Origin of the sequence: Salinicoccus sediminis (genome assembly GCF_000986795.1) — a bacterium.
Lineage (GTDB): Bacteria > Bacillota > Bacilli > Staphylococcales > Salinicoccaceae > Salinicoccus > Salinicoccus sediminis.
The window spans coordinates 167,344-192,588 of the sequence record NZ_LAYZ01000001.1 but is presented as its reverse complement, the minus strand read 5'-3'; the positions used below and the strand labels follow the sequence as shown (position 1 = coordinate 192,588).

Here is a 25,245-nt window from a genome sequence, read left to right as displayed (position 1 = left end):
AGAGAAAACCCGCACAGGACAGCTCAGTCCTGTGCGGGTTTTCCTATATCTTCTTATAAAGCCGGATGCATTCATGTATACAGTCCGGAACACTCCTCAGAGCCTCGAGCACCCTTTCGGAATCCGCCCGGTCGCATACGGTCATGAGCGTCGGCCCCGCCCCGCTGATGACCGTCGCGTATGCGCCCGCCCCGAGTGCTGCCTGCCTGACTGGTCCATATTCCCTGATCAGCTCCCTGCGGTACGGTTCATGCAGCCGGTCCTCCATCATGAGACGGCCCATAGACCTGAAGTCTTTTGCGAACATCGCCATGAGCAGCGCATTGCCGATCGCGTTCTGGTCCACGGCATCCTGCTTCGGATACATTTCAGGCAGCACGCCGCGGGCGGCCTTCGTATCGATTTCATAGTCGGGGACACTCATGATGATTTCAAGTCCGTCGAGGTCGAGTGCATTATAGAAGAGTTCATCATCTTTATAGTAGCCGACAAAGAGACCTCCTGTAACAGACGGCCCCACATTATCCGGATGGCCCTCTATCTCACTGCCGCGCAGGACTTTTTCGAATTCACTCAGATTCAATCCGCAGAAGCGGTCCGCAAGCTCGATGCCTGCAACGATCGCCGAGGCGGAGCTGCCCATGCCGTGTGTCAGAGGGATTTCGCTCCCCATGGAAATCCTGAGCGGCGGCATTTCCACGCCGTATTTCCGCGCAGTGCCGATGGCGGTCTCTATTACGAGGTTGGTTTCATCATCCGGCAGCACTTTCAGGAAGTCGTCGCGGAACCTAACTTCCCACCGTTCGCTCTCCGCTGCTTCGATATACAGGAACTTCTCAAGCGCAAGGCCGACGGAGTCGAACCCGGGACCGAGGTTTGCGCTCGTAGCCGGCACTTTAAACTGGTGTGTTGCCATCTTCGGTGATGCTTCCTATATAGTCTATGATCTGGTCCTCGTCATTCGGCAGCACTTTCGGCTTTTGTGTAATCCGGTCGATGGCTGTCTGAGGGTCCTTCAGCCCGTTTCCGGTCAGTACTGTGACCACCGTCGATCCTTTTTCAATCTTGCCGTTTTCAAGTGACCGGAGCATTCCGGCGACACTTGCGTTCGAACCCGGTTCTGCAAACACGCCCTCTGTCGCTGCAAGGTATTCATATGCATCCAGTATTTCATCATCCGAAACCGCTTCGATCATCCCGCCGGATTCATCACGCGCAGCTGTGGCGAGGTCCCAGCTTGCCGGGTTCCCGATGCGGATGGCGGTCGCCACCGTCTCCGGCTGCTCAATCACTTCGTCATTGACGATGGCCGCCGCGCCCTCTGCTTCAAAACCGTATATTTTCGGAAGCTTTGAACCTTTCTTTTCATTATATTCCCTGAACCCTTTCCAGTATGCCGAGATATTCCCTGCGTTGCCGACGGGGATCGTCAGGTAGTCGGGCGCTTTGCCGAGTGCATCGACAATCTCGAACGCTGCGGACTTCTGACCTTCCAGCCTGTATGGATTCACCGAGTTAACGAGGGCAATTTCCTTCTTCTCCTCCGCAATTTTACGTACGATTTTAAGCGCTTCGTCGAAGTTGCCTTCGATGGAGACGATCTTGGCACCGTACATCATCGCCTGGGCGAGTTTGCCGAGCGCAATCTTCCCTTCCGGAATGACGACGACCGTGTTCAGGCCTGCCCTTGATGCGTATGCCGCGGCGGAAGCGGAAGTATTGCCGGTGGACGCACAGATTACAGTGTGCGCCCCCTCTTCCTTCGCCTTTGCCACCGCCATGACCATGCCGCGGTCCTTGAACGAACCTGTCGGATTCGCCCCTTCATATTTCGCATAGATCTCGGAACCGTACTTTTCGCTAAGCGTATCCAGGCGGATGAGCGGTGTATCCCCTTCATGCAGTGTAAGACGCGGTGTTTCCTCTCCGACCGGAAGGTATTCTGCATATTCTTTTATAAGTCCCTGCCAGTTCGCCATTCTATTCAACTCCATCTATTTGATATGCTGCTGCAACGTCTACAGCATCATTCTGTTTCAGTTCATCAATCCGGGAGGATTCTGTCGGTCCAGTCCGGATGACAAAATCCGACTCCGTATCGATGCGCGAGAATCCGATTGACAATTCGTCCAGTACAGCGGGCAGATTGTCATCGGCGCCGCTGCTTTTTATCCTGATGTAGTATTCATTCATGCCGCTGCCGTTTTCCACTGCTGCGGGCGCGTCCGGAGCAAAGTTCTTATGCCTGCTGTCCTTTGACCGCACGGCATTGATCAGGTCCGACACGACCGCGGACGCTGTCTCCAGACTGCCGGCGCCCGGACCGTAGAACATCGCTTCGCCGACCGCGTTGCCGTTTACGAACACGGCATTCTTCTCATAGTTGACCCCGGCCAGCTGATGGTCCGACGGCAATAGTACCGGTTCGACACTGATTGACAGCGCGCCATCCCTGTATTCACTCTTGCCCAGCAGTTTCAGTGTCAGATTTTCCCGGGCGGCATTCTCGATGTCGGTAATGTCCACACCGCTGATGCCGGATACCGGCACCGTGCCGATATCGACAGTGCGCCCGTAGGCAAGGCGGGAGAGCAGGACGATCTTCCGCTGGGCATCTATGCCTTCGACATCGTTTGTCGGATCCGCCTCTGCATATCCCTTCTCCTTGGCATCATCAAGCGCCCGATTGTAATCCCAGCCGTCAATTGTCATCTTTGACAGGATATAGTTCGTCGTGCCGTTCAGGATGCCCATCACTTTTGTGATCTGGTTGCTGTTCAGGCTGTGCTCGATGCCATGGATGACCGGAATGCCCCCGGCCACACTTGCCTCGTACAGCAATTGTGCATTATTTTCATTGGCCGTTTCAACCAATTCATCTATATGTTCAGCCAGCATATCCTTGTTTGCACTGATTACGTGCACACCTTTTTCAAGGAACGCCTTCAGAATATTTTTGGTGCGTTCAATGCCGCCCATTACTTCAATGACAATATCTATAGTGTCATCTTCTATGATTTTTTCAATATCATCTGTAATGACCGCCCCGTCTAGCCCGCTGCCCCTCTTCTTATTGATATCGTTGACAAGGACATGGCTGATGGTGAGTGACTCACCAGTGAGTCCGGCGATCTTCTCTCTGTTGCTTCCAAGTACATCGACGACACCGGTGCCGACTGTACCCAAACCAAGTAGCGCTATTTTCATATTGTCATTATACCTCCTGTTTCTGGAATACCGTATAAGATAACATATTAGAGTGAAAAGTTGAAAAATTCAAGAAGTTTTTCGAATAATGTCTACACAATTCATAATTTTTATTGTATTATTGATTTTAAAATTCCAAGCGGGGTGTAACGATGATGAAAGTAGTTAAATTTGGAGGCAGTTCCCTCTCCGAAGCCAAACAGTTGAGAAAAGTTGCAAATATAATAGAAAGTGACCCGGCGAGAAGAATCGTCGTCGTATCTGCCCCGGGCAAAAGATTTGATGATGACATAAAAGTGACGGACCTGCTGATCGCCCTCCACGGCAACAAAGTGACCGGTCTGAAGACAGATGATGCCATGGAACAGATTCTGGAACGGTTCGAATCGATCATCAGTGAACTGGACATATCCGGAGAACTGCTGACAGGTTTCGAGGCCACTTTGAATGAATATCTCGAGACCATTGAAGACGGGGACCGGCTGCTCGATGCGCTTAAATCCTGCGGGGAGGACTTCAACGCACAGCTCCTGAGCGAATTCCTGAACAAAACCGGCGTACCTGCGAAATATATGCCACCCGGCACGGCAGGCATCAAAGTGACGGATGAACCCTCCAACGCACAGCTCCTCCCTGAATCATATGATGCGCTCCAAAAACTGGACTATTCCGAACACGTCCTTGTCATCCCAGGGTTCTTCGGCGTATCCGAATCCGGCCAGGTGGTCACGTTTCCGCGGGGCGGTTCCGACATCACCGGAGCAATCGTCGCACGCGGTGTGGATGCGGAGCTCTATGAGAACTTCACTGATGTAAGCTTCATCTTTTCCGCCCATCCGGGCATGATTGAAAGTCCGCATGCCATCAAGGAGATTACGTACCGTGAAATGCGTGAGCTCTCATATGCCGGATTCAGCGTCTTCCACGACGAAGCCATCGAACCGCTGTACAAGAATAAAACACCGATCATGATAAGGAATACGAACGATCCGGAAGTGGAAGGCACCAAAATTGTGGCAGACCGTGAATTCATACCCGAAATGCCGGTCATCGGCATCAGCTGTGATGAGGGGTTCACCTCGATCACACTCAGGAAATATCTGATGAACAGGCAGATCGGCTTTACACGACGGCTTCTGCAGATTCTGGAAGACCACGAAATCAACATTGAACACATCCCTTCCGGCATAGACAACCTTTCAGTCATCATCAGGAGCAACCAGTTCGAGGGCAATACGAAACTCGAAGACATACTGAAAGATATCGAGGAGCACCTCGAACCGGAGGATATGTATGTCGAGGAGGACCTGGTCCTCCTTGTGATCGTCGGTGAAGGTATGAAGGAACACATCGGCATCGCCACGAAAACGACAAGCGCCCTGAGCGACAACAATGTCAACATCAGCATGATTAACCAGGGAGCGTCAGAAATCAGCATGATGTTCGCAATCGCCATAGAAGATGAAGAAAAGGCATTGCAGGCAATCTACAACAACTATTTCCAGCATGTAAGTGTATAGGATAAGGGCTTCCCCGGGGAGGCCCTTTTGCATTTCAATAGATGATTCCCCTCTCTTACGGGTATACTGATATTAAAGGGACAACAGTACCATCTGAATCAGGAGGTCAATATGATTTTCGAAAAAAGGATACAGCATATAAGAAGATACAGGGAAATTGCGATCGCCTTTTCCAAATCGGGGTTTGGCTTCATTGTAGAGGAACTTGCACTGGATGAAATGATTTCACTGCCCAAGAGGATACTGCTCCGTCAGGGAAAAAGCGACAACGCGGAAAAATCCAGAGGGGAACGCGTACGGCTCTTCCTGGAAGAGATGGGCCCCACTTTCATCAAGCTCGGACAGATTGCGAGCACCCGTCCCGACCTCGTGCCGGACGACATCATCAATGAGCTTGAACAGCTGCAGAACAATGTCCCGCCCTTCCCGTACGAAGATGCGGTGTCAATCATAGAAATGTCCCTCGGGGCAACGAAGGACGAGATATTCGAGCATATAGAAGAAAAGCCCCTCGGCTCCGCATCCATAGGGCAGGTCCACAGAGGGAAACTCCTGAGCGGGGAAACTGTCGCCATCAAAGTCCAGCGGCCGGATATAGAACAGACTGTCCGCAATGATCTCGAGATACTGCACAGGCTTGCCTCCCTTGCAGAATCCCGCATGAACTGGGCCAGACAGTACCAGGTGAAGGATATGATCGATGAATTTTCACGCGCCATACTGGAGGAACTCGATTATACGATAGAAGCAAGGAATACCGAACGGCTCGGCAAGCAGTTTGCAGACGACGGGACAGTCTATATCCCTGAAATCTACTGGGAAGCAACCACAAAAAACGTTCTCACGATGGAATACATCGAAGGCATCCGGATCAATGATTTCGACTCCATCGAGGCACTCGGCTATTCCCGCACGACACTCGCCGAACGCGTGACAAATGCCGTCTTCCATCAGATTCTGATCGAAGGATTCTTCCACGGGGACCCGCATCCGGGCAACATCAATGTACTGCCCGGGGAAACCATCGCATTCATGGACTTCGGCATGGTCGGCAAGATGACAAAGGAAATGAAGGTGAACTTCGGCACCCTTCTCATCTCCCTGATGAAAAAAGACGCCGACGGTGTGGTCCGGGCAATCGCCCGCATGGGTGTCGTGCCGGATGATGTCGATATGAAGCAGCTCACCAAAGATGCCGAGCTGCTCAGGGACAAGTACTATGACATCCCGCTCAGCCAGATGCATCTGGGTGAAGCGGTACAGGACCTGTTCGGCATCGCCAACCAACACCGCATCAAACTGCCGTCGGACTTCACGATACTCGGCAAGACAATACTGACACTGGAGAGCACTGTCAGCAAGCTGGACCCGGAATTCAGCATCGTCGATGTCGCCGAACCCTTCGGCAGACAGCTGCTCAAAGAACGGTATAATCCGAAGAACATCGCTGGCCGGGCAGTCGACCAGTGGACCGCCTTCAGCGATGATCTCGCCAGTGCCTCGGGCAATCTCTACGAATTCACAAAGGCACTGAAGAAAAGACAGGTGCCGGTCGAAATCGTGCTGAAGCGCAGTGAACACTATATGAGACGCCTCGACCAGCTCGGCAACCGTCTGTCATTCAGTATCGTACTCCTGTCCTTCAGCATCATCATGGTCGGACTGATCATCGGCCAGGCGATGAGCGGAGAGACCAATATCTTCTGGAACATACCCGTCATCGAGATCGGCTTCATCCTCGCCATGATACTGTTCATGGGCATGCTTTACGCCATATTCAAGTCAGGGCGGTTCTGACAAAAAATGCATCCGGAGATCTCCTCCGGATGCATTTTAAATATAGAACATATAATCATCAATTTCGTCTTCCGAGTGGCTCAGCAGATCGGCAAGCGTCGTATGGTCGAGCACGTCCCTCAGTGCATCCCGGACCCTTCTCCAGAGATACCTTTCCGTTTCGGTATCCTTCTCATCCGTCTCCACTGCCACGATATTCTCTTCCAGTGTGCGGAAGATCCTGCCGACCATGATCTCATCCGGCGGGAAATTCAGCTCATATCCGCCGTATGCCCCCCGTGTACTCTTTACGAGGTTCTCCTTTTTCAGGCTTGCCACAATCTGTTCCAGATAAAGGTCGCTGATCCCCCGCTCTTCAGCAACTGATTTCACACTTCTTTTCTTCACTTCATAATCTTCGGCCAAAGCCAGCATAAAATATAGTCCGTATCTTCCTCTTGTCGAGATTTTCATAAAGCACCTCATCACTTAAGTTCATGTTAAAATGTAGTGTAGTAATATAAATATAACACACTCACAGGAGCAGGTGAAAATATGTCAACACAGCCACTCAGTTTCAGAATGCGCCCGAAATCCATAGATGAAGTGCTCGGCCAGCAGCACCTCGTGGGTGAAGGCGGCATCATCAGAAGGATGGTGCAGGCAAAACGCCTGTCTTCGATGATACTCTACGGTCCGCCCGGAATCGGGAAAACCAGCATAGCCAGTGCGATTGCGGGCTCAACCAGTTATAAATTCCGGACACTGAACGCGGTGACCAACACAAAAAAGGATATGCAGATCGTGGCGGATGAAGGGAAGATGAGCGGTTCCGTCATCCTGCTGCTGGATGAGATCCACAGGCTCGACAAGGCGAAACAGGATTTCCTCCTCCCCCACCTGGAAAGCGGCAATATCGTTCTCATCGGGGCAACGACTTCAAATCCCTATCATGCGATAAACCCCGCGATCAGAAGCCGGTGCCAGATCTTCGAACTCAACTCACTCGAGGAGGAAGATATCCGGGTCTCCATAAGAAGGGCGATGGAGGACAAGGAACGCGGCCTCGGCAGTATTGAGATCGAGATCGAAGACAAGGCGATGGAGCACTTCGTGCTGTCCAGCCACGGTGATGTCCGGAGTGCGCTCAATGCGCTTGAACTCGCTGCCCTCAGTACAAAGAAAGGTGAAGGCGGCAAAGTGACGATCACACTGGACGATGCAGAGGCCTGCATGCAGAAATCAGCATTCCTGCATGACAAGGACGGAGATCAGCATTATGATGTCATGAGCGCCTTCCAGAAATCCATACGGGGCAGTGACGTCGATGCGGCCCTGCACTACCTGGCCAGACTGATAGAAGCCGGAGACCTCGTAACCATAGCAAGGCGGCTTCTCGTCATCAGTTATGAAGACATCGGGCTCGCCAACCCGCAGCTTGCCAGCCGGACGCTCGACGCCATACTGTCAGCGGAACGGCTCGGGTTCCCCGAAGCAAGGATCCCCCTCTCGCAGGCCGTCATCGAACTCGCGCTGTCGCCAAAGTCGAACAGCGCGATCAAAAGCATAGATGCTGCGCTGTCGGATATCAGAAAAGGGAAGATCGGAGCGGTGCCGAAACACCTGCGGGACGGGCACTACTCCAGTGCGGAAAAGCTGGGCAACGCCATCGGCTACAAATATCCGCATAACTATCCGAACCACGTCGTCAAACAGCAGTATCTGCCGGATACGATGACGAAAAATAATTATTTCGAAACATCGGATGTATCAAAATACGAAAAGCAGCTGAACGATATATACACCAAGCTTAAAAATATGTAGGAATGGAGCATCCGAAAGATGCTCCATTTAAATTTTGACAAAAAAATAAGCACCGGATGAAATCATCCGGTACTTACTGGAATATCCGAGCTAAAGCCGTGTGTATTTGTTGATTATTTTGGCCTGCTATTTGCAGGTGGGTGCCCTGTTTCCTGCTCCAAACGTCCTGGCTGGCAGGCTTGTTTTTTGCAGGAAAACCAATTAGGCTCCCGTATAAAAAGGTGTTAGGTCAAAATATAATTCAACACATCACGAACTTCTCAGGTATTCCTGTTACAAGTATAGTACCACACCCTATTGAAAAAAGAAACTAAAAAGCCTGTTTTTGATAAAATTAATGCTTTTACATATATTTGTTCATTCATTTCCCATTTGCCTGATAATATCCTCCATTACGGGTATGATATTTAAAGATGAACAATTGCTTACATTTTGGGAGTATGCCGGGATATTTTAATTGTAACCGATTTTCTATATACTTTTCTTATAGGCAAACCGATAGGAGCGTAAATATGATTCAATTTAAAAATGTAACAAAGCGGTATGGCAACAAAACTGCAGTCGATGATCTGACTTTCGACATAAAGGAAGGTGAAACTTTTGTCCTGATCGGTCCGTCAGGCTGCGGAAAGACCACCACCCTGAAGATGATCAACCGACTGATTCCGCTGACAAACGGATATATCTATTTCAAGGACCGGCCGATCAGCGACTACCAGGTCTATGAAATGCGCTGGGACATCGGATATGTCCTTCAGCAGATCGCCCTGTTCCCGCATATGACCATCAAGGAGAACATCGCCCAGGTACCACTCATGAAGAAATGGTCCGAAACGGATATCGACAAACGGATTGATGAACTTCTGGAAATGGTCGGGATGGACCCGGAACAGTTCAAAAACCGCAAACCATCCGAGCTCTCCGGCGGCCAGCAGCAGCGTGTCGGCGTCGTCCGGGCCCTCGCTGCAGACCCGCCGGTCATTCTGATGGATGAGCCGTTCAGTGCCCTCGATCCGATCAGCCGGGAGAAACTGCAGGATGATCTCGTGGAACTGCAGAAGAAGATCAAAAAGACCATCGTATTCGTGACGCATGACATACAGGAAGCACTTAAACTGGGCGACAGGATCTGTCTCCTGAAAGAGGGCCACGCAGAACAGATCGGTACACCGGATGAATTCCTCACCTCACCCAGGAATGATTTCGTCAAAGATTTCATCGGCGACCTGGATGCCCACAGAATGCAGCAGCTGACGATCGGGGATATTGCACAAAAGCATTCTCCTGAAGCCTCAACAGACCACCCCGATTACCCGGTTGTGCCGGCTGACACCCAGATCCAGGTGGCTTTCCAGTACCTGTCCGAACATGACGGTATCATTGTGAACGGCGGCAACGGCGATGGAAAAATCCTGAACAGCCGCGATGTCTTCAAGTACCTCGCTGACAGACAGAGAGGTGACGACCGATGAATACATTGCTCGAGACATTGAATGCCAGAAAAGGCGAACTGCTTACGACACTCATTGAACATATACAGCTGTCGTTCATCGCCCTGCTCATCGCCGTACTCATCGGTGTGCCGCTGGGCATATTACTTACTAAGACTAGAAGGATATCCGAGATCGTCATAAACATTGCAGCAGTGATGCAGACGATCCCTTCCCTGGCCCTCCTCGGACTGATGATTCCGCTTTTCGGCATCGGCAAAGTGCCGGCGGTGATCGCTCTGATCATCTATGCACTACTGCCGATTTTAAGGAATACCTATACCGGAATCGTTGAAGTCGACGGCTCACTTGTCGAAGCGGCAAGGGGCATCGGCATGAAGACCATGAGGCGTCTTATGAAAGTTGAGCTGCCCATTGCGATGCCGGTCATCATGGCTGGGATACGCACAGCCATGGTGCTGATCATCGGAACCGCCACACTCGCCGCACTGATCGGCGCCGGCGGCCTCGGTGACCTGATCCTGCTCGGCATCGACAGGAACAACACAGCCCTGATCATCATCGGTGCGATTCCGGCAGCACTTCTTGCGATCATTTTCGATGTCGTTCTGCGCATCATCCAGAACCTCTCGTACAGGAAGATCATCATCACTCTCGGAAGCATCCTCCTTGTGATGCTGCTGATCACCGTGGGACCTATGTTCGGCCAGAAGAACGAATCCATAACCATCGCGGGGAAACTCGGGACAGAACCATCCATCATCACGAATATGTATAAAATACTGATCGAGGAAGAAACGGATTATACCGTACAGGTCGAAGACGGGCTCGGCAAGACATCATTCCTGTTCAATGCACTGGAGTCCGGTGATATCGACGGCTACCTCGAGTTCACCGGCACAGTGCTCGGTGAACTGACAAAAGAACCGCTGGAGTCAAAAGATGAAGCCGAAGTTTATGAACAGGCCAAATCGAGTCTCGAAGAACAGTTCGACATGACACTGCTCGAACCCATGCAGTTTAACAACACATACACCCTCGCGGTAAAACGGGAGTTCGCAGAGGAACATGATCTCGAGACAATCAGTGATCTGAAGGCAATCGAAGATCAGATCAACCCGGGCTTCACACTGGAATTCAGTGACCGCGAAGACGGATATCCGGCCATCCAGGAAGCATATGACCTGAACTTCAGCAACGTCCGGACCATGGAGCCGAAACTGAGATATCAGGCAATCAACAATGGTGACATCAACCTCATGGATGCGTACTCGACAGATGCAGACCTCAGACGGTATGACATGGTCATACTAGAAGACGACCAGAACGTCTTCCCCCCTTACCAGGGCGCACCGTTGTTCACACAGGAATTCCTGGATGAACATCCGGAAATCATAGACCCGCTCAATAAGCTGAGCGGACAGATCAGCGATACAGAAATGCAGGAAATGAACTACCAGGTCGGAGTCGAAGGAAACGACCCGTACCAGGTCGCACAGGATTACCTGCAGGAAGCGGGGCTGATAGAATAAAAATAACGACATCTGGCATAAGTCAGATGTCGTTTTCTATTTCGGCAGTATTAGTTCTCTTTCACATCCACTACTTCAAACCGTTCACAGACCAGAAGCATGTCTTCTGAAAACCCGTAACCAGTACCTTTCAGTTCTTCTTTGAAGAATTTTTCATGGGCGTCCCACCAGTATTGATAAGTCCTGTCCCCTTCACCTTCAGCAACCGCAAATTCCTCAGACACTTCGTTCATAGGCATTATACCTACTTCCGTTGTTTTTATGATTGCCACCGGTTCATCGCTCTTGTTCAATATGACGCTGTAATCTTCCGTAGTCGGCAGCGACTCGTTCTCAAGATTATAAAATATGTGCCCGGAACAAGTCGCAGTCTTAATGCCATCCACAACCAGCTGTGCAAGGTAATCCGGATCAGCTCCGAACTGCCAGGCAGTCACTGATTCAGGCGCTTTCTTATCTCCCCAATAATTGTTCCAATACGTTTTAGCTTCCAGGTTCATATGTAAATTCTCCCATCAAATTGATTTTATCGTTAGTTAGATCATCTTATACAAATAATATTCGTTAACAGGCTCACCATCGATCATCAGTGAATGGACTTTCTCCCCTTCCAGTTCAAAGCCCATTTTCTTATATAGGTTAAAAGCTGGTATGTTCTCCTTAATCACAGTAAGTTCCAGCCTGGATACTCCTTCATTTTCTGCCCATGCAAATATTGCATTGAATAACCTTGAGGCAATCCCTTTTCCCCTGTGAATTTCATCTACACCGAGTACCAGATAAGCTGAATGTTTATTCCTGTTCAATTTACCTCTGAAGGCTCCAATGTAGCCTGTAAGCGCGCCATCTATTTCTGCTACTAAAAATTTCATCGATTCATCTTCACTAATTTGCATTATCGCTTTTTTCTGTTTGTCTGCTGTAATCTGTCTTTCTCCCGGATCGTATAACATATATCCCGAATCGTCGATTTTCTTATTCAGTTTGATAAAAGACTCTGTATCGTTTATATGTAACTCTCTAATTTTCATATCATTCACCCACTTCGTTATTTCGGTTATCGTAATGCTTTGGTATAATAATATTATATCAGAAAATTCATAACATTAGTGGAGGATTTTCAACGAAAGGTTTTATATTATGGATATGCAAAGATTACAAAAAGATTTAAGTGAATATAATATCGAAAGTCTCGAACCATTCAACAAGGGATGGTCAGGTGATGTGAAATATATTGCCAAGGACCATTTTGGGAAAAGATATCTCTTAAGGTTGTCACCGATTGAGGAAAAAGAACGTGTTCTCACGCATGTTGAATTTCTGCTTAAAAGTCATGAGCATGATGTGCCTACACATAAACTTGTCGGGCATGATGAATGTTTGGATAATCGCTATTACTACCTTATTCTTGAGTGGATCGAAGGCGAAGATGCGGAGCAAAGAATCAGCAGTTTCAGTAAAGACCAGCAATACGAATTGGGAGTCCAGTCTGGGGAAACACTCAGGAAAATCCATGCTTTCGACATTAATATTCAATCAGATGCTCCATGGCCCGACAGATATAATAGGAATATTGATAGGAAGATAAAAATGTATGAGGAATGCGAATTGAAATATGAAAAAGGATATCTATTGCTCGACAATTTAAATAGATACAGGGAATTGCTTCAAGATGTTGATAACGTACCGCTTCATGGAGATTTTCATATTGGCAATATGCTGATTGATGAAAACAATCAACTTCATATCATTGATTTCAATCGGCACAATCACGGTGACCCTTGGCAGGAATTCAACAGGATCACCTGGTGTGTAAAAGCAAGCCATGAATTTGCAAGCGGCAGGATCAATGGTTATTTCGACAATCAGGTGCCGGAAAATTTCTGGAAGCTGCTACTCTTATATATCTCCACAAACACACTATCCTCACTCCCATGGGCCGTTCCATTCGGAGATGAAGAAATCAGAACCATGAGAAATGGCTATGAAGAACTGTTGAATGCTTATGATGGTTTCGAAAAGATTGTCCCGGATTGGTATATGAAAGAAGTTGATTAAACCAGAACTCAGGAGGCATATCATGTTTAATGCTGAAATCGTTAGTACTGACAGAGGAAATTTTGAAGTGTTTAAGCGCGGCACAGGTGAGCCATTGGCATTCACCCATCTCTACAGCGAGTTTAATGAATACGGCAATCTCATGTCACAGATCTTATCAGAGTACTATTCGGTTTACATAATCAATCTAAGAGGTGCCGGACGATCTGATGGCCAGACAGATGAATTCACATATAGCATGGATGATGCCATCAGAGACACAGAAGCGATCAGAGAAACACTAGGCATTAAAGAATGGACGTTCTCAGGACATTCTACAGGTGGTTTTCTTGCTTTAAAGTATGCTGTTCTATTTTCAAGCAGCCTTACTAAAATCATTGCTGGCGGTATCTGTGCTTCGTCAGAATATATGGAGCACCCAGACAGTATCTATTATCCTGAAAACCCCAATAATGAAAGGATGAAAGAGATTTTTGCGAAACTCCGTAAATCTGATACTAGCAGAGATGAGCGTATCAGTCTTTCCAAAGAATGGATCATGATGTCGCTTTACATAAAAGAGGCATATTATGACATTCTTAAGAAGAAAGAAAGCGGCAGAACGCTGATGGAAAAAATAGATTATTTCACCGAAGAACTTGAAAATTATGATGTCAGAGACCAGTTGAAAATTTCGCCGGTAAACGCTTATATATACTGTGGGAGACATGATGCCCAATGTCCCCACATTTTCAGTGAAGAAGTTGCAAAGTTGATGCCAAATGCTGCGCTCTCGACTTTCGAAAACAGTAACCACAATCCCAATATTGAAGAAGAGAGTAAATTTATGAAATTCATTTCGAAGACGGTATCACAGTAATTGATCATAATCTAATAGACTGATAAATATAGATTGGAGATTATACTCATAAACAAAGTGGTAATATTTGATATGGATGGTACGTTATTTCAAACAGAATTGATTTTGGAGCCCTCTTTAAAAGAAACCTTGAATAAATTGGATGAACATAATGTACCTTACATAGAAAATCCAATAGAAAGATATAACGAAATAATGGGTGTTCCTCTAAGTGAAGTATGGAGGAATTTATTATATACCTCCTCTAAAGGATATACAGAGCTTGCGAATGGGCTGTTTCAAAAATCATTAGTAAATTCAATCAATACCGGTAAAAGTAAACTCTACGATTTTGTAGAGGTTGCATTGTCCGACATAAAAGATAAAGGATATGATATTTTTATAGCGAGTAATGGGGATGAGAAATATTTAAAAGCAATCTATGATTATCATGGGCTGGATAAATATATACAGCATCAACATACTAAACAGTGGCGGCAAATCTGAGTTGGTACGACATATTATCGTCAGTGAAAACATACAGCCAAGGTATATAATTGGTGATCGATTATCCGATTTTAAAGCCGGCATGGAGAATGGCATAGAAACGATCGGTTGCAGATTCTACTTTTCAAAAGACGAGGAATTGAATCAAGCCGACTATGTAATCGATTCTCTAAAAGATTTGACAAACTTGATTAAGTGAAAGTCCCCCTGAAAAATTTCAAGTTAAAGTGAATCAATGAAAAAAGAACGGTTTTCACCGTTCTTTAATCTTCTGCATATCTCTCTATGGAATCTCTCAGTAAACTGACGACTTCTTTTCCTGCACGGTCATTATAATATTTCGCGAATCTTTCATCATCCACATACATCTGTGCGAGTCCTTTGTGTGCTTCTGCTGCGTACTTCGGCCATGAGTACTTGATCCATTCCTTATGGAGTTCATATATTTCACGGGCCAAGGGGGACTCTATATCTTTAGTTTCTGAAAGCTGATCGAGCTTTGAAAACAATTCGTCCTCGATGCTCTGCATCTTATCGAAGTCCTCTCTGCTCAGGTTCATATATTTCCGGTTGGATTCGTCTATCGTTTCCTCACCGTATTTCTCTCTGATTTCTTCTCCGTACTTTCTTTCGTTTTCTTCGATTTTGGCTTTTTTGAAGCCTTCAAATTTTTCTTCTGCACTCATTTCAATCTCTCCTTTTGTGTGTTGTATCGTCTTGCCGACAGTAGCGAGCAGCTGCTTTGTCTTTTCCTGTTCTTCCTGCAGTTTTTGATAGTGTGCTTCCAACGCCTGCAGTGTATTGAACTCTGGATCGTCAAGGATGAGTTTTATCTCTTCCAGTTTCAATCCCATCGACCGGTACAGCAGGATCTGCTGCAATCTGTCGATATCCCCGTCTTTGTAGATTCTGTATCCCGAATCGGTATATTCACTCGGCTTGAGGAGTCCGATGTGGTCGTAATATCTCAGTGTGCGTGTACTGATGCCGGACACCTCTGCGACTTGTTTTACAGTGTATTTCATACCCATCACCTCCCTGTAACTCACAGTATATGGATTGACGCAGCGTCAAGGTCAACGCTTTTCAGAAAAATTTTTTTGGGGGGCTTTTTATTATCCCACCCTGCTTTATCGGACAATATGATTTTAACATCTACTGCAGCGGGTATTAGACTCATATAGTGATTTCAATTATATGAGGAGGATTACTTTGAATAATGAACAGATTGTTTTAGCTGAACGTCCGGAGGGACTGCCTGGTGATGATGTATTCAGATACGAAGATGTGGAAACAAGGGAACCGGGCAGAGATGAAATGGTAATCGAGAGTGTCTATATATCCGTCGACCCTTATATGCGCGGCAGGATGAATGATGCGAAATCATATGCCAAGCCTTTTGAATTGGATAAACCGATTGAAAGTCATATTGTCGGAAGGGTCACTGAATCGAATAATGATGATTTCGCTGAGGGCGACGTTGTCACGGGTGTCCTCCCGTGGAAGAAGTTCAATACTGTATCTGAAGATGCTGTGAATAAAGTCCCATCCACTGATGTGCCGCTTCATTTATACCTGAGCACACTCGGCATGCCGGGACAGACGGCTTACGGCGGCCTGCTGAACATCGGCAAGCCGCAGGAAGGGGAGACTGTAGTTGTCTCTGCAGCATCTGGTGCAGTCGGTTCTGTCGTGGGTCAGATTGCGAAGATAAAAGGCGCCAGGGTTGTCGGCATCGCCGGTGGCACTGAGAAGGTGGATTATCTCACCGAAACCCTCGGTCTTGATGCGGGTGTCGACTATAAGAAAGATGATTTTGCCGAAAGACTTGCTGAAGCGGTTCCTGACGGCATCGATGTATATTTTGAAAACGTCGGCGGCACTGTTTCCGACGAAGTGTTCAACCACCTGAATACATTCGCCAGGGTGCCGGTATGCGGCGCAATTTCTTCATACAACAGCAAGGAGGATAACGGTCCTCGGGTACAGCAGAAACTGATCAAATCACAGGCACTGATGCAGGGCTTTCTTGTTGCACAGTTTAAAGATGACTTCAAAGATGCCAGTGAACAGCTGGCACAATGGGTTCAGGAAGGAAAAGTCCATTCCGAAGTGACGATTGCCGAAGGTTTCGACAGGCTGCCGGAGGCTTTCAGAAACCTGTTTACCGGTGATAACTTCGGCAAACAGGTGGTCAAAGTTTCAGATTCACTTGATTAGAATAATGGCCTGGAGACAAAATCTGATTGTCTCCAGGCCATTATTGTTGATGCCTCTGCAGATCCTGCTTGATGAACTCCCCTTTTTTGACATCGGATACGTCATAGATGGCAATGAATGCGTGTGGATCTTTGTCACTGACGATTTCCTTGAGTTTCTGTTCCTCCAGACGGTTGATGACACAAGTGACCTGCGTGAACGCCTTGTCCGTATAGCCGCCCAGTACTTCGTTATAGATGCAGGTACGCCCCAGCTCCTCCCTGATTTCCTCAATGATCGGCTGTGGTGATTTTGTGATGATGGTGAATGTCTTGGAACCACTCAGCCCCTCTTCGATCAGATGTATGACTTTGGATGCGATGAAGTAAGCGATGGCGGAAAGCATCGCCCCTTCAAAACCGAATACCGTGGATACAAGTATGAACACGAATATGTTCAGGAACAGGATGAAGTCGCTGGTACCGAACGGAAGCTTCCTCGACAAAAGAACTGCAAACATGTCAATGCCGTCAAGTGCTCCGCCATTGCGCAGTGCAAGGCCCATGCCGGTGCCGATTATGACACCTCCGACAATTGTGACTAGCAGTGAATCTCCTTCTATGATCGTCGGGATATGATGCATTATCGATGTGAATATGGCGAGGGAAAATATTCCCACGATGGACAGTGCAGAAAATTTGGCTCCAATCTGTTTATATCCCAGCCAAATGAACGGAAGGTTCAATACAGCAATCAGATATCCCAGCTTGATGTCAAACATCTTGGAGCCGACGATGCTGACTCCTGTGATCCCTCCATCAGAAACCTGGTTGGGAATCAATACAGATTCAAGTCCATATGCGGTGATGAAGGCTCCGAGCACCGTCATGATAATGCGGCCGATGAAGATGAGCATTCGCCGTGATTTAAAATTTTTCATAAATTTGGAACATCCTTTGCATGATTCATATAATCAAACACACCATGACTTCATTCATAGATCACTTCTTTGACAGATATCTCAGTTTCGTTGATATAAAACCCCAGCGATTCTATGCCATCTCCCGTCTGCAATTCAAACATCTGCAATATGGTGTCACCACCGTCATTCGGCTCCTGGAAGTTAATCTTGAGTGTGTCATCCTCTTCATTAACTGTGATTTCCGAACCATTCTCGACATATGCATAAATGAATTGTTCCCGGGATTCGGTTTGTATTAGGAATACATCCCCTCTCTCCGGCTTTTCTATCACATTTTGTTCCAGTAAATCCAATGTCGATTCTGTACCACTTGCTGTAATACCGGTCACTTCTGATGGGCTGTTGCATGCAGCAAGGAACATGGACAACATCATTATGGTAATAAGGTATTTCACGTCATCTTCCTTCCCTCGTAAATCTGTCACCTCATATCATTACACTGTTTTTCTCTACTGTGAATCGGCCAACAGTATCATCGATCACAATATCGAATTCATCCCGCTTCTCATGCATGAACAATTCATATTGGATCCTCCTCTGATGGTGGGAACTGATCAGTGCCTCTGATGATCTCCCTCTGTCATTTACGTCCCGCTCCATCCGTCGCGCCAGTTCTGTCTCCCCATCCGTATAGATATAGATGGATAGATCAAATAGTCTATCTTCCAGGAATGTAGTGCTCATACCATCGACGATTGTAAAAGGCCGGTCGGCATGAATGATTTTTTCAGGTGCCCAGTCGGCATCGATGGTTAGAAAATCCATCCCTCTTCTGAGCATCAGGAGATCGCGCTTCAGACTGGCAAGTTCATGTGCGGCCGGCAGGCATGCTGTGACTTTCCCTCTATATTCTTCGTTTTCATATTCGTAAACGGCCCCCAATGATTTTCTGTACTCCCCGGGAATAATGTAGGCATCCGTATTCAGATAATTGAATGTGTCATGCTCCATTCTTTCCATAATCTCCTCGGCCAAATTTGTTTTTCCTGCTGCACCATGTCCACTTATCCTGATAACACAGTTTCTATTTTTAAGTATATGCTTGATGACACCATCTATCAGCTTTTTCATAAGCTCTCCTCCATCATTTAAATGCCGAAGTACTATATATAACTGTTTTTTCTCTGTGCCGCCAGGAAGAAATACACACCAATCAGTACTATCACGCCGCCGGTCAATTGAAGTCCATCCAGTGTCTCTGAAAGCAGCAGATATGCAAGGAGTGATGCACCGACCGGTTCCAGCAGCATGCTCATCGAAATCGTTGCAGGGCTGACCTCGTCAAGCAGTGCATTGAATATCACATGGGCGATTGTCGGGAATATGGCGAGCATTAGGAATAAAAGCCACTCTCTCGGAGGATAGCTCATCAGCTCTTCTTGTGTAATCAAGTTAAAGACAAGCAAAAACAATCCCGCAAATGTGAACACGATGAAGCTGTATACCCAGTGTTTGAGATTCCTTACAGATCTCTGGCCGATCATGAAGTAGCAGACGACTGCGACAACGCTTAGAAATGACAGTATATTACCTGAAAATGCGCTCATATCGGTGAAACTGAAATCCCCCCAGCTGATGATGAGCACTCCCGAAAATGAAATGAAAACAGATATGATGACTGCTCTGGTGACCCTCTCTTTATAGATCAGATAGGCGGCAATCATTGCGACTATCGGCTGGAGTGCAAGGATGACTGTTGAACTTGCCACCGATGTCAGCTTCAGTGATTCAAACCAGAATCCGAAGTGCAGTGCGAGGAATAACCCGGCAATGATGAGTGACAGCCACTCCCTGGATGATAATCTGGTAAATTCGGATCTATAACGGTAAACGATTGGAATGAGCAGGATGCTCGCAAACAACATTCTGTACATGCTGATGATACTTGCGGAAGCGTCGGATAACTTGACGAAGATTGCTGCAAAAGCGATGCATATTACAGCAACTACAAGTAATGTGACAGCTGACTTTTTGATTATCCACACCCCCCTGCTTTACCTTTTATCTGTTATGGAGTAATGGTTTCTAAATGCTTTTCCTGAAACAGATGATCCTGTTCATCTCTTCAAAGCCGCTTTTCAAGTGAAATTCAAGACTTCCTGCGTTATCAAATTCGCAGTCACTGGCAAATTCCGTACATCCTTTATCCTTCGCCCACTGCTCGCACTCTGTGACCAGCTCCGAGGCAATATCCTTCAGACGATGCTCTTCTTTCACAAAAACACCTTCGAGATACCCGACCGGTGATGAATCCGTTCCTTCCACATAATCATATCTGAGTCCGCAGTGTGCAAAAGCCACCGGATTATCATCAATCAATTTTATGAAATAGGCTGCAGCATCATTGGATATATTCTCTTCAATTTCTGCTTTTAATATTTCATACTCCTCCTCCCACAATACAGATGAGAGTCTGGTCATTTCATCGATATGAGCAGTTGTCGCCTGGATGATCATATCGTCCCTCCGCTTTATTTTACTTCAATCATATCCCTGCAGGCATCAAATATATACTGGGCAAGCTGGTCACCTGGTATTTTTGCCTTTTCCTCAAATGATACACCCGCGTCAAGAAGTGACCCTACGATAAGCCATCCGACGTAGTAAGCTTCTCTTTCCAAGCCAGTGGTTCCTTCACCCAGTGTAAACTTCATGAGTGTTTCAGATCTCGCATCATTGAAATGTGGCATTATGCCCTCAATGATCTCTTCTTTTTTCATCTCGCAGGTTTTAAGCCATCCCGGAGTGAACTCTATATAAATCTCCTGATTCTTACCCGGTTTTAAATGCTGACTGATTCTGGTGGCAAGCCCCTCCTGCATTATCAGATTAGCCACCGGCTGTTCCCAGTTCAAACTGAGACCCGCAGTTTTCTGATGCACGATATGGGTCAGCTCATGATATAGAATGATATCATTTACTTCGCTTTCTATAGGAATACAGAGCGCCGTTCTGTCACTGTCATATGGTGCTGTAAAAAAATTCCCTTCAAACGAACCGACAAAATATATCAATACCAAATCGATCGGTTCATCCCACCTCAGCAATTTCTTAATATGAAAAAGGAGATTCTCAATAACATTATTTTCAGGTTCCCAACTTTTGATGGTTTCTATTTCTCCAAAGTATTTCGGCCAAGTATTTGCAAGCATTGTCCGAGCAATCTTTTCCCCTTCAACCCCTGGAGGAACCGCGGCAAAATCATAGGTTTCTTTCCATAATTCAAAACGCTTCTTTTCACTCATGCTCCTTCGACTGGCCTCATCGAAAAAATCAATGAAATCCGGCACCAGATTTTTAACTTCTATATGGTCCATGACCATCCCCTCCTGAGTTTTCCTATGGTATCATAGTACCATATGTTTTTAGAATATTTAGTCATTGAAAGGAGCATCTTTATGATTAAGCCCAAAAAACTTTCCACCGGCGATACTGTAGCCCTGGTCTCCCTGTCCAGCGGCCTGGCCGGCGGGGATTCCATCAGATGGCGTACGGAGCAGGGTATAAAAAGGCTTGAAGAAGTTTTCGGCCTCAAAGTGAAAGTCATGCCCCATGCATTGAAAGGGGTGGATTATATATACGAGCATCCGGAAAAACGTGCTGAAGATCTGAATGAGGCATTGAGGGATCCGGACATAAAGGCGATAATCTGCGCTATCGGCGGCAATGAAACCATACGCATCCAGCCTTATGTGGATTTTGATGCATTGAAAGACAACCCTAAAATCTTTACAGGTTATTCCGACACGACTGCGAACCATTTCATGTTCTACAATAACGGAATTTCCACAAGCTACGGCCCTGCGCTGCTCACGGATTTTGCAGAGAATATAGAGATGGATGACTACACCGTAGCCTCCATCAGAAGGACATGGTTCGAAAGCGACATCATCGGAGAGATAAAACCGTCTGGGACGATCCGCAGATTCGGTCTGAAATGGGACATAGAGAACAGGGATATTGAACGCGAATCCTTCACCAATCCCGGCTACGAAAGCATCAACGGAAGAGGCATAGCCCGCGGGCATCTGATCGGCGGCTGCTTCGAACTGTTCGGCAGCATGCGCGGCACCGGTCTTTTCCCTGATACTGCAGCTTTTGATAATGCGATATTGTTTCTGGAAACATCGGAAGTCCATATCACACCGGATTTCTTCGAGGATTATTTAAGGGCGTTGTCAATGATGGGCATTTTCGACAAAGTGAACGGCATAATAGTCGGCAGACCGCAGGACGGTGTCCATTATGAAGACTATAAAAAAGTCTGGAAGCAGATACTGAAAGAAGCCGGACGTGAAGATCTGCCTGTACTCTACAATATGAACTTCGGCCACAATGAACCGAAATTCATCGTGCCATACGGACTTCAGGCGGAAGTTGATACAGAGAACCTGACATTTAGAATATTGGAGAATGCAGTGACTGACTGATGTTCACTGGAGGTGAAATATGGTTGAATTTAAGGAAATCACAGAAGAGAATTTCTATGATGTTATAAACCTGGAAATTGATGACTATCAGCAGCGGAAGAAATTCGTTGCCCCAAACGTCAGATCACTGGCGGAATGCTATCTCTATAGACATGAAAATGATGTCTTTCCCTATGCAGTTGTGACAGACGGAAAAGTCGTCGGTTTCATACTCATTGATATAGACGAAACAGAAAGGGAATTCATGATATGGAGAATGATGGTAGATAAGAACCATCAACGCAGAGGTTTCGGCAAACAAACTGTCAGGAAAGCAATACAAATAGCCGCTGACAGCGGCAAATATGATATTGTAATCGCTGATTACGTCAAAGGCAATGACGGGATGGGGCATTTGCTGCGCAGTCTCGGCTTCAAAGATGACTCATTTAACGTAGAATTCAATGAATACGTTCTTCACTATGATCTGACAGAAATCGAATAATATCGTGCATGACTGTTTGAATCTTACGGATATAAAATCCAGTGCCATTAATCATCGATTTTTGTACTGGATTTTAATTTTGCCTCTCTTTTCAAACCGCTTGGCTCTCTATATCAACCGCTTGGTGAAACCGTCTTTCATTACTCCTCTCTGTTTGCTTTAATTGATCATAAGGAGGTCGTCTTTATGAAAATCAAACTTGATATCAATCCGACAATAACTGAAGATACCATTTCTATCAAGTCAGCGGAAATGACTGATGATATTGAAAAAATAATACGGTGCATCGAAGCGGTTAATACCGCTGATATTCTGAACGGCAGGAAGGATGAAACGATCTATCGCATCAGTCTGAAAGATGTCCATCGCTTTTTCATCGAAGATAAGGTGATGAGGATGCAGACTTCCGAAAATACTTTCTCGATTGATAAGCGTCTGTATGAGGTTGAAGAACTTACCGGGGTGGATTTCATCAAAATATCAAAATCCGAAATCGTGAACATCCACTTCCTGGACCATTTGTCCATGACTCCTTCCGGACAGATCAAAATCTACATGACAAATGGTGAATTCACTTATTCATCGAGGCGGTACTTAAAAACCATAAAGGAGAGATTAAGCTTATGAAGAGATTGTACGAAGGGTTTAAAACGGGCATATTCATCGGTATCATCATTTCATTGATCTTTTCGTTTATCGTTTCTGAGGGCACGTATTATCCCATGAATCCCCACTCCCTGATGGGAGAGATCTATGCGCAAAACCTGGACGACCTGCAAATCTTCATAGTGGTTCTCGCTATCTGGGGAATGATTGGGATATTATTCTCACTTGGAGATATGATCTTCTCGCACACTGATATGAGTGTCACGATGTCTACGGTCACACATTTTTCACTCATGCTGCTGGTGTTCTTCCCGCTGGCCATACTCGCCGGATGGTTCCCTTTCACTGCCGAAGGGCTGGTGACTTTCATCACCCTGTTCGTGATCATCTATACTGTCATCTGGCTGATTGCGAGAACCAGGCACAAAACTCTCGTCGATGATATTAATGAAAAACTTAACAAAGGAAAGGAGAAGTGATGATATGGGAGTATATAAGGGGCGACATACAGCAGACCAGAACGAGGAAGTTACCGTCTTCCTCATTGGTATGAACATCAATAACTGGCTGTTCACAAATGGCTGCCGGTTGTCCTTGCCATGCCGCCGATGATTGCCGACCTTGAACGCAACAAAGACCTCGGGTATCTTTCAGGGGAGTTGTTTTTCGGATTCGGCAGGACACTTGCATTGCAATATTGGAAAAGCACGGATGATCTGTTTGATTACGCCAGAATGCAGAATCATCTGAGGGCCTGGCGCAAGTTCAACAAAAGGGTCAGGGATAATTCAGCTGTGGGGTTCTATCATGAGACATATAGAATCCCTGCCAACAGTTCTGAAATGATCTATGTCAATATGCCTGCCTTTGGTCTGGGGAAAGCATTTGGCAATGAACCGGTCGCCAGGGGAACTGAAAGTGCCAGACAGAGGCTGAGCAGAAAAGCAAGAGCCTCCGATGGCACGGAATAGTATGTAACAGAGGGTTTGGCAGTAATTATATTTCTGCCAAACCCTCTTATTTCTACCGCGGCAAAGCCCCGTGTTCTAAAACATCTGTCAGGAAATCCAGATTGGGATACTCTCCGTCGACCAACTGCTGCTTTACTTTCCCGACATCATATGGCACGCGGTGGATGGCTGTACTGAACTGGCTGCCGTCCCCTTCTGCAATCAGATATGACGCCTGGCTGCGCCCGTCAAACGGCAGGCCGACACTGCCCAGGTTTGCGACGCATTTCCCATTGATGTGCCTGATATACGGCAGGTGTATATGGCCGTACAGATAGATGTCCGCTTCATTGTTCTGCATCAGTCTGTCATTCAGTGCCTCATCTGATTCTGTCGGCTTCACAACATCAAACAGGCTGTCCGGTGTGGCATGGAAGCAGTGGATCTTAATATCGTCCGTCAGTCCGACTGTCACTTCCTCCGGAAGTTCACGGAGATAGTCCAGGTCTTCATCAGCAAGATGCTTTACTGTCCATTCCCGTTCCTCCCTCATCGTTGTGAGTGCCTGATCGGGTACTTCTCCTTCCTTTATGCCCCGGTGGAGCCATTCGTCTGCATTGCCTTTGATGACATCAGTATCGAGACTCCTGACGAGTTCTATTGATTTTTTGGGTTCCGGACCGCGGTAGGAAATGTCTCCCATGACGACGATCCTGTCCACCTGCTTTTTATCAATGTCAGCGAGCACGGCTTCCAGGGCTGTTGCGTTGCCGTGTATATCGGATATGAATGCTATTTTCACTTTACTGCACCACCTTCAATATTATTTATATAGTTATATATAGTATCAAAACGGCAGTTTTAAACATAAAAACGGGATA

At 46.8% G+C, this 25,245-nt stretch carries 29 protein-coding genes and 1 other RNA gene; 15 read left to right on the top strand and 15 right to left on the bottom strand.

All coding sequences use genetic code 11. The features are described 5' to 3' along the window. Window positions 1-43: 43 nt before the first annotated feature. Genes thrB through WN59_RS00940 form a run of 3 tightly spaced genes read right to left on the bottom strand, consistent with a single transcriptional unit; the run spans window position 44 to window position 3,207 of the window. On the bottom strand, window positions 44-916 hold the full coding sequence (gene thrB, locus WN59_RS00950) for a homoserine kinase (protein WP_046511204.1): 873 nt from the start codon (window positions 914-916) through the stop codon (window positions 44-46). Then, window positions 897-1,979, bottom strand: coding sequence for a threonine synthase (gene thrC / locus WN59_RS00945; protein WP_046511202.1), 1,083 nt, complete (start codon window positions 1,977-1,979; stop codon window positions 897-899). The genes thrB and thrC overlap by 20 nt, the downstream gene beginning before the upstream one ends. Window position 1,980: 1 nt before the next feature. After that, window positions 1,981-3,207: a homoserine dehydrogenase gene (locus WN59_RS00940; protein ID WP_046511200.1), complete on the bottom strand. Its 1,227-nt coding sequence runs from the start codon at window positions 3,205-3,207 to the stop codon at window positions 1,981-1,983. A gap of 155 nt (window positions 3,208-3,362) precedes the next feature. On the opposite strand from WN59_RS00940, the gene WN59_RS00935 reads away from it, so the two are divergent. Both WN59_RS00935 and WN59_RS00930 read left to right on the top strand, forming a co-directional pair. Further along, window positions 3,363-4,727, top strand: a complete 1,365-nt coding sequence (locus WN59_RS00935; protein ID WP_046512713.1) for an aspartate kinase — start codon at window positions 3,363-3,365, stop codon at window positions 4,725-4,727. 111 nt (window positions 4,728-4,838) lie between these two features. After that, window positions 4,839-6,524 (top strand): ABC1 kinase family protein, encoded by a 1,686-nt coding sequence (locus WN59_RS00930; RefSeq protein WP_046511198.1) that lies wholly within the window; start codon window positions 4,839-4,841, stop codon window positions 6,522-6,524. A 36-nt stretch (window positions 6,525-6,560) separates the two neighbouring features. Here the strand turns inward: WN59_RS00930 and WN59_RS00925 are convergent, their stop codons facing one another. Beyond that, window positions 6,561-6,977, bottom strand: coding sequence for an RrF2 family transcriptional regulator (locus WN59_RS00925; RefSeq protein ID WP_046511195.1), 417 nt, complete (start codon window positions 6,975-6,977; stop codon window positions 6,561-6,563). An 81-nt stretch (window positions 6,978-7,058) separates the two neighbouring features. Between WN59_RS00925 and WN59_RS00920 the strand changes: the two genes are divergently transcribed. Then, complete coding sequence (locus WN59_RS00920) at window positions 7,059-8,327, top strand: replication-associated recombination protein A (protein ID WP_046511192.1); 1,269 nt, start codon at window positions 7,059-7,061, stop codon at window positions 8,325-8,327. A 78-nt stretch (window positions 8,328-8,405) separates the two neighbouring features. Here the strand turns inward: WN59_RS00920 and ssrS are convergent. Beyond that, window positions 8,406-8,597: non-coding RNA, 6S RNA (ssrS, locus tag WN59_RS13380), on the bottom strand. A gap of 242 nt (window positions 8,598-8,839) precedes the next feature. On the opposite strand from ssrS, the gene WN59_RS00915 reads away from it, so the two are divergent. Continuing rightward, window positions 8,840-9,799: an ABC transporter ATP-binding protein gene (locus WN59_RS00915; protein ID WP_046511189.1), complete on the top strand. Its 960-nt coding sequence runs from the start codon at window positions 8,840-8,842 to the stop codon at window positions 9,797-9,799. Next, complete coding sequence (locus WN59_RS00910) at window positions 9,796-11,310, top strand: ABC transporter permease/substrate-binding protein (protein WP_046511186.1); 1,515 nt, start codon at window positions 9,796-9,798, stop codon at window positions 11,308-11,310. The genes WN59_RS00915 and WN59_RS00910 overlap by 4 nt, the downstream gene beginning before the upstream one ends. A 50-nt stretch (window positions 11,311-11,360) precedes the next feature. Here WN59_RS00910 and WN59_RS00905 read toward each other — a convergent pair whose 3' ends face one another. Continuing rightward, on the bottom strand, window positions 11,361-11,810 hold the full coding sequence (locus WN59_RS00905; protein ID WP_046511183.1) for an ASCH domain-containing protein: 450 nt from the start codon (window positions 11,808-11,810) through the stop codon (window positions 11,361-11,363). 36 nt (window positions 11,811-11,846) lie between these two features. Continuing rightward, window positions 11,847-12,341 carry a GNAT family N-acetyltransferase gene (locus WN59_RS00900; RefSeq protein ID WP_046511180.1) on the bottom strand — a complete coding sequence of 165 codons (495 nt, stop codon included), beginning with the start codon at window positions 12,339-12,341 and terminating at the stop codon, window positions 11,847-11,849. Between the two features lie 109 nt (window positions 12,342-12,450). Between WN59_RS00900 and WN59_RS00895 the strand changes: the two genes are divergently transcribed. Genes WN59_RS00895 through WN59_RS13925 form a run of 4 tightly spaced genes read left to right on the top strand, consistent with a single transcriptional unit; the run spans window position 12,451 to window position 14,912 of the window. Next, window positions 12,451-13,368: a phosphotransferase family protein gene (locus tag WN59_RS00895; protein WP_082099077.1), complete on the top strand. Its 918-nt coding sequence runs from the start codon at window positions 12,451-12,453 to the stop codon at window positions 13,366-13,368. 22 nt (window positions 13,369-13,390) lie between these two features. Beyond that, window positions 13,391-14,227 (top strand): alpha/beta fold hydrolase, encoded by an 837-nt coding sequence (locus WN59_RS00890; RefSeq protein ID WP_046511178.1) that lies wholly within the window; start codon window positions 13,391-13,393, stop codon window positions 14,225-14,227. Window positions 14,228-14,284: 57 nt separating this feature from the next. Next, window positions 14,285-14,713 (top strand): HAD hydrolase-like protein, encoded by a 429-nt coding sequence (locus tag WN59_RS13445; RefSeq protein WP_408005382.1) that lies wholly within the window; start codon window positions 14,285-14,287, stop codon window positions 14,711-14,713. Next, the gene (locus WN59_RS13925; RefSeq protein ID WP_156172371.1) at window positions 14,649-14,912 is read left to right on the top strand and encodes an HAD hydrolase-like protein; all 264 of its coding nucleotides are present in this window, start codon (window positions 14,649-14,651) and stop codon (window positions 14,910-14,912) included. Before WN59_RS13445 ends, WN59_RS13925 begins: the two co-directional genes overlap by 65 nt. A 64-nt stretch (window positions 14,913-14,976) precedes the next feature. Here WN59_RS13925 and WN59_RS00880 read toward each other — a convergent pair whose 3' ends face one another. Continuing rightward, a complete protein-coding gene (locus WN59_RS00880) occupies window positions 14,977-15,738 on the bottom strand; it encodes a MerR family transcriptional regulator (protein ID WP_046511175.1) in 762 nt (253 codons plus the stop codon). Window positions 15,739-15,925: 187 nt separating this feature from the next. On the opposite strand from WN59_RS00880, the gene WN59_RS00875 reads away from it, so the two are divergent. Further along, window positions 15,926-16,933 carry an NADP-dependent oxidoreductase gene (locus tag WN59_RS00875; protein ID WP_046511172.1) on the top strand — a complete coding sequence of 336 codons (1,008 nt, stop codon included), beginning with the start codon at window positions 15,926-15,928 and terminating at the stop codon, window positions 16,931-16,933. Between the two features lie 40 nt (window positions 16,934-16,973). Here WN59_RS00875 and WN59_RS00870 read toward each other — a convergent pair whose 3' ends face one another. The 6 genes from WN59_RS00870 to WN59_RS00845 are packed head-to-tail and all read right to left on the bottom strand — an operon-like array spanning window position 16,974 to window position 21,211. Next, window positions 16,974-17,852 carry a YitT family protein gene (locus tag WN59_RS00870; protein WP_046511169.1) on the bottom strand — a complete coding sequence of 293 codons (879 nt, stop codon included), beginning with the start codon at window positions 17,850-17,852 and terminating at the stop codon, window positions 16,974-16,976. Window positions 17,853-17,902: 50 nt separating this feature from the next. Then, window positions 17,903-18,289 carry a hypothetical protein gene (locus WN59_RS00865; RefSeq protein ID WP_156172370.1) on the bottom strand — a complete coding sequence of 129 codons (387 nt, stop codon included), beginning with the start codon at window positions 18,287-18,289 and terminating at the stop codon, window positions 17,903-17,905. 31 nt (window positions 18,290-18,320) lie between these two features. Further along, window positions 18,321-18,965, bottom strand: coding sequence for a uridine kinase family protein (locus WN59_RS00860; protein WP_046511166.1), 645 nt, complete (start codon window positions 18,963-18,965; stop codon window positions 18,321-18,323). Window positions 18,966-18,997: 32 nt separating this feature from the next. Continuing rightward, window positions 18,998-19,870: a DMT family transporter gene (locus WN59_RS00855; protein ID WP_046512706.1), complete on the bottom strand. Its 873-nt coding sequence runs from the start codon at window positions 19,868-19,870 to the stop codon at window positions 18,998-19,000. Between the two features lie 49 nt (window positions 19,871-19,919). After that, entirely contained in the window at window positions 19,920-20,351 is a 432-nt protein-coding gene (gene aac(6') / locus WN59_RS00850; RefSeq protein WP_046511163.1) for an aminoglycoside 6'-N-acetyltransferase, read from the bottom strand. Between the two features lie 14 nt (window positions 20,352-20,365). Continuing rightward, on the bottom strand, window positions 20,366-21,211 hold the full coding sequence (locus WN59_RS00845) for a hypothetical protein (protein ID WP_046511160.1): 846 nt from the start codon (window positions 21,209-21,211) through the stop codon (window positions 20,366-20,368). Between the two features lie 81 nt (window positions 21,212-21,292). Here WN59_RS00845 and WN59_RS00840 point away from each other — a divergent pair, with 81 nt between their 5' ends. From WN59_RS00840 to WN59_RS00820, 5 genes are all read left to right on the top strand, one after another. After that, window positions 21,293-22,324, top strand: a complete 1,032-nt coding sequence (locus WN59_RS00840; protein ID WP_046511157.1) for a S66 family peptidase — start codon at window positions 21,293-21,295, stop codon at window positions 22,322-22,324. A gap of 19 nt (window positions 22,325-22,343) precedes the next feature. Next, on the top strand, window positions 22,344-22,808 hold the full coding sequence (locus WN59_RS00835) for a GNAT family N-acetyltransferase (protein WP_046511154.1): 465 nt from the start codon (window positions 22,344-22,346) through the stop codon (window positions 22,806-22,808). A gap of 186 nt (window positions 22,809-22,994) precedes the next feature. Next, on the top strand, window positions 22,995-23,435 hold the full coding sequence (locus WN59_RS00830) for a LytTR family DNA-binding domain-containing protein (RefSeq protein ID WP_046511151.1): 441 nt from the start codon (window positions 22,995-22,997) through the stop codon (window positions 23,433-23,435). Continuing rightward, window positions 23,432-23,893 carry a DUF3021 domain-containing protein gene (locus tag WN59_RS00825; protein ID WP_046511148.1) on the top strand — a complete coding sequence of 154 codons (462 nt, stop codon included), beginning with the start codon at window positions 23,432-23,434 and terminating at the stop codon, window positions 23,891-23,893. Before WN59_RS00830 ends, WN59_RS00825 begins: the two co-directional genes overlap by 4 nt. A 120-nt stretch (window positions 23,894-24,013) precedes the next feature. Next, window positions 24,014-24,385 carry a DUF4188 domain-containing protein gene (locus WN59_RS00820; RefSeq protein WP_331386386.1) on the top strand — a complete coding sequence of 124 codons (372 nt, stop codon included), beginning with the start codon at window positions 24,014-24,016 and terminating at the stop codon, window positions 24,383-24,385. A gap of 52 nt (window positions 24,386-24,437) precedes the next feature. Here the strand turns inward: WN59_RS00820 and WN59_RS00815 are convergent, their stop codons facing one another. After that, entirely contained in the window at window positions 24,438-25,166 is a 729-nt protein-coding gene (locus WN59_RS00815; RefSeq protein ID WP_046511145.1) for a metallophosphoesterase family protein, read from the bottom strand. Window positions 25,167-25,245: the final 79 nt, after the last annotated feature.

Excerpts from the sequence above, each read along its gene's own strand:
- thrB (WP_046511204.1), bottom strand. The coding sequence starts at position 916 with ATGGCAACACACCAGTTTAAAGTGCCGGCTACGAGCGCAAACCTCGGT.
- thrC (WP_046511202.1), bottom strand. The coding sequence starts at position 1,979 with ATGGCGAACTGGCAGGGACTTATAAAAGAATATGCAGAATACCTTCCG.
- WN59_RS00940 (WP_046511200.1), bottom strand. The coding sequence starts at position 3,207 with ATGAAAATAGCGCTACTTGGTTTGGGTACAGTCGGCACCGGTGTCGTC.
- WN59_RS00935 (WP_046512713.1), top strand. The coding sequence starts at position 3,363 with ATGAAAGTAGTTAAATTTGGAGGCAGTTCCCTCTCCGAAGCCAAACAG.
- WN59_RS00930 (WP_046511198.1), top strand. The coding sequence starts at position 4,839 with ATGATTTTCGAAAAAAGGATACAGCATATAAGAAGATACAGGGAAATT.
- WN59_RS00925 (WP_046511195.1), bottom strand. The coding sequence starts at position 6,977 with ATGAAAATCTCGACAAGAGGAAGATACGGACTATATTTTATGCTGGCT.
- WN59_RS00920 (WP_046511192.1), top strand. The coding sequence starts at position 7,059 with ATGTCAACACAGCCACTCAGTTTCAGAATGCGCCCGAAATCCATAGAT.
- WN59_RS00915 (WP_046511189.1), top strand. The coding sequence starts at position 8,840 with ATGATTCAATTTAAAAATGTAACAAAGCGGTATGGCAACAAAACTGCA.
- WN59_RS00910 (WP_046511186.1), top strand. The coding sequence starts at position 9,796 with ATGAATACATTGCTCGAGACATTGAATGCCAGAAAAGGCGAACTGCTT.
- WN59_RS00905 (WP_046511183.1), bottom strand. The coding sequence starts at position 11,810 with ATGAACCTGGAAGCTAAAACGTATTGGAACAATTATTGGGGAGATAAG.
- WN59_RS00900 (WP_046511180.1), bottom strand. The coding sequence starts at position 12,341 with ATGAAAATTAGAGAGTTACATATAAACGATACAGAGTCTTTTATCAAA.
- WN59_RS00895 (WP_082099077.1), top strand. The coding sequence starts at position 12,451 with ATGGATATGCAAAGATTACAAAAAGATTTAAGTGAATATAATATCGAA.
- WN59_RS00890 (WP_046511178.1), top strand. The coding sequence starts at position 13,391 with ATGTTTAATGCTGAAATCGTTAGTACTGACAGAGGAAATTTTGAAGTG.
- WN59_RS13925 (WP_156172371.1), top strand. The coding sequence starts at position 14,649 with ATGATTATCATGGGCTGGATAAATATATACAGCATCAACATACTAAAC.
- WN59_RS00880 (WP_046511175.1), bottom strand. The coding sequence starts at position 15,738 with ATGAAATACACTGTAAAACAAGTCGCAGAGGTGTCCGGCATCAGTACA.
- WN59_RS00870 (WP_046511169.1), bottom strand. The coding sequence starts at position 17,852 with ATGAAAAATTTTAAATCACGGCGAATGCTCATCTTCATCGGCCGCATT.
- WN59_RS00860 (WP_046511166.1), bottom strand. The coding sequence starts at position 18,965 with ATGAAAAAGCTGATAGATGGTGTCATCAAGCATATACTTAAAAATAGA.
- WN59_RS00845 (WP_046511160.1), bottom strand. The coding sequence starts at position 21,211 with ATGGACCATATAGAAGTTAAAAATCTGGTGCCGGATTTCATTGATTTT.
- WN59_RS00840 (WP_046511157.1), top strand. The coding sequence starts at position 21,293 with ATGATTAAGCCCAAAAAACTTTCCACCGGCGATACTGTAGCCCTGGTC.
- WN59_RS00835 (WP_046511154.1), top strand. The coding sequence starts at position 22,344 with ATGGTTGAATTTAAGGAAATCACAGAAGAGAATTTCTATGATGTTATA.
- WN59_RS00830 (WP_046511151.1), top strand. The coding sequence starts at position 22,995 with ATGAAAATCAAACTTGATATCAATCCGACAATAACTGAAGATACCATT.
- WN59_RS00825 (WP_046511148.1), top strand. The coding sequence starts at position 23,432 with ATGAAGAGATTGTACGAAGGGTTTAAAACGGGCATATTCATCGGTATC.
- WN59_RS00820 (WP_331386386.1), top strand. The coding sequence starts at position 24,014 with ATGCCGCCGATGATTGCCGACCTTGAACGCAACAAAGACCTCGGGTAT.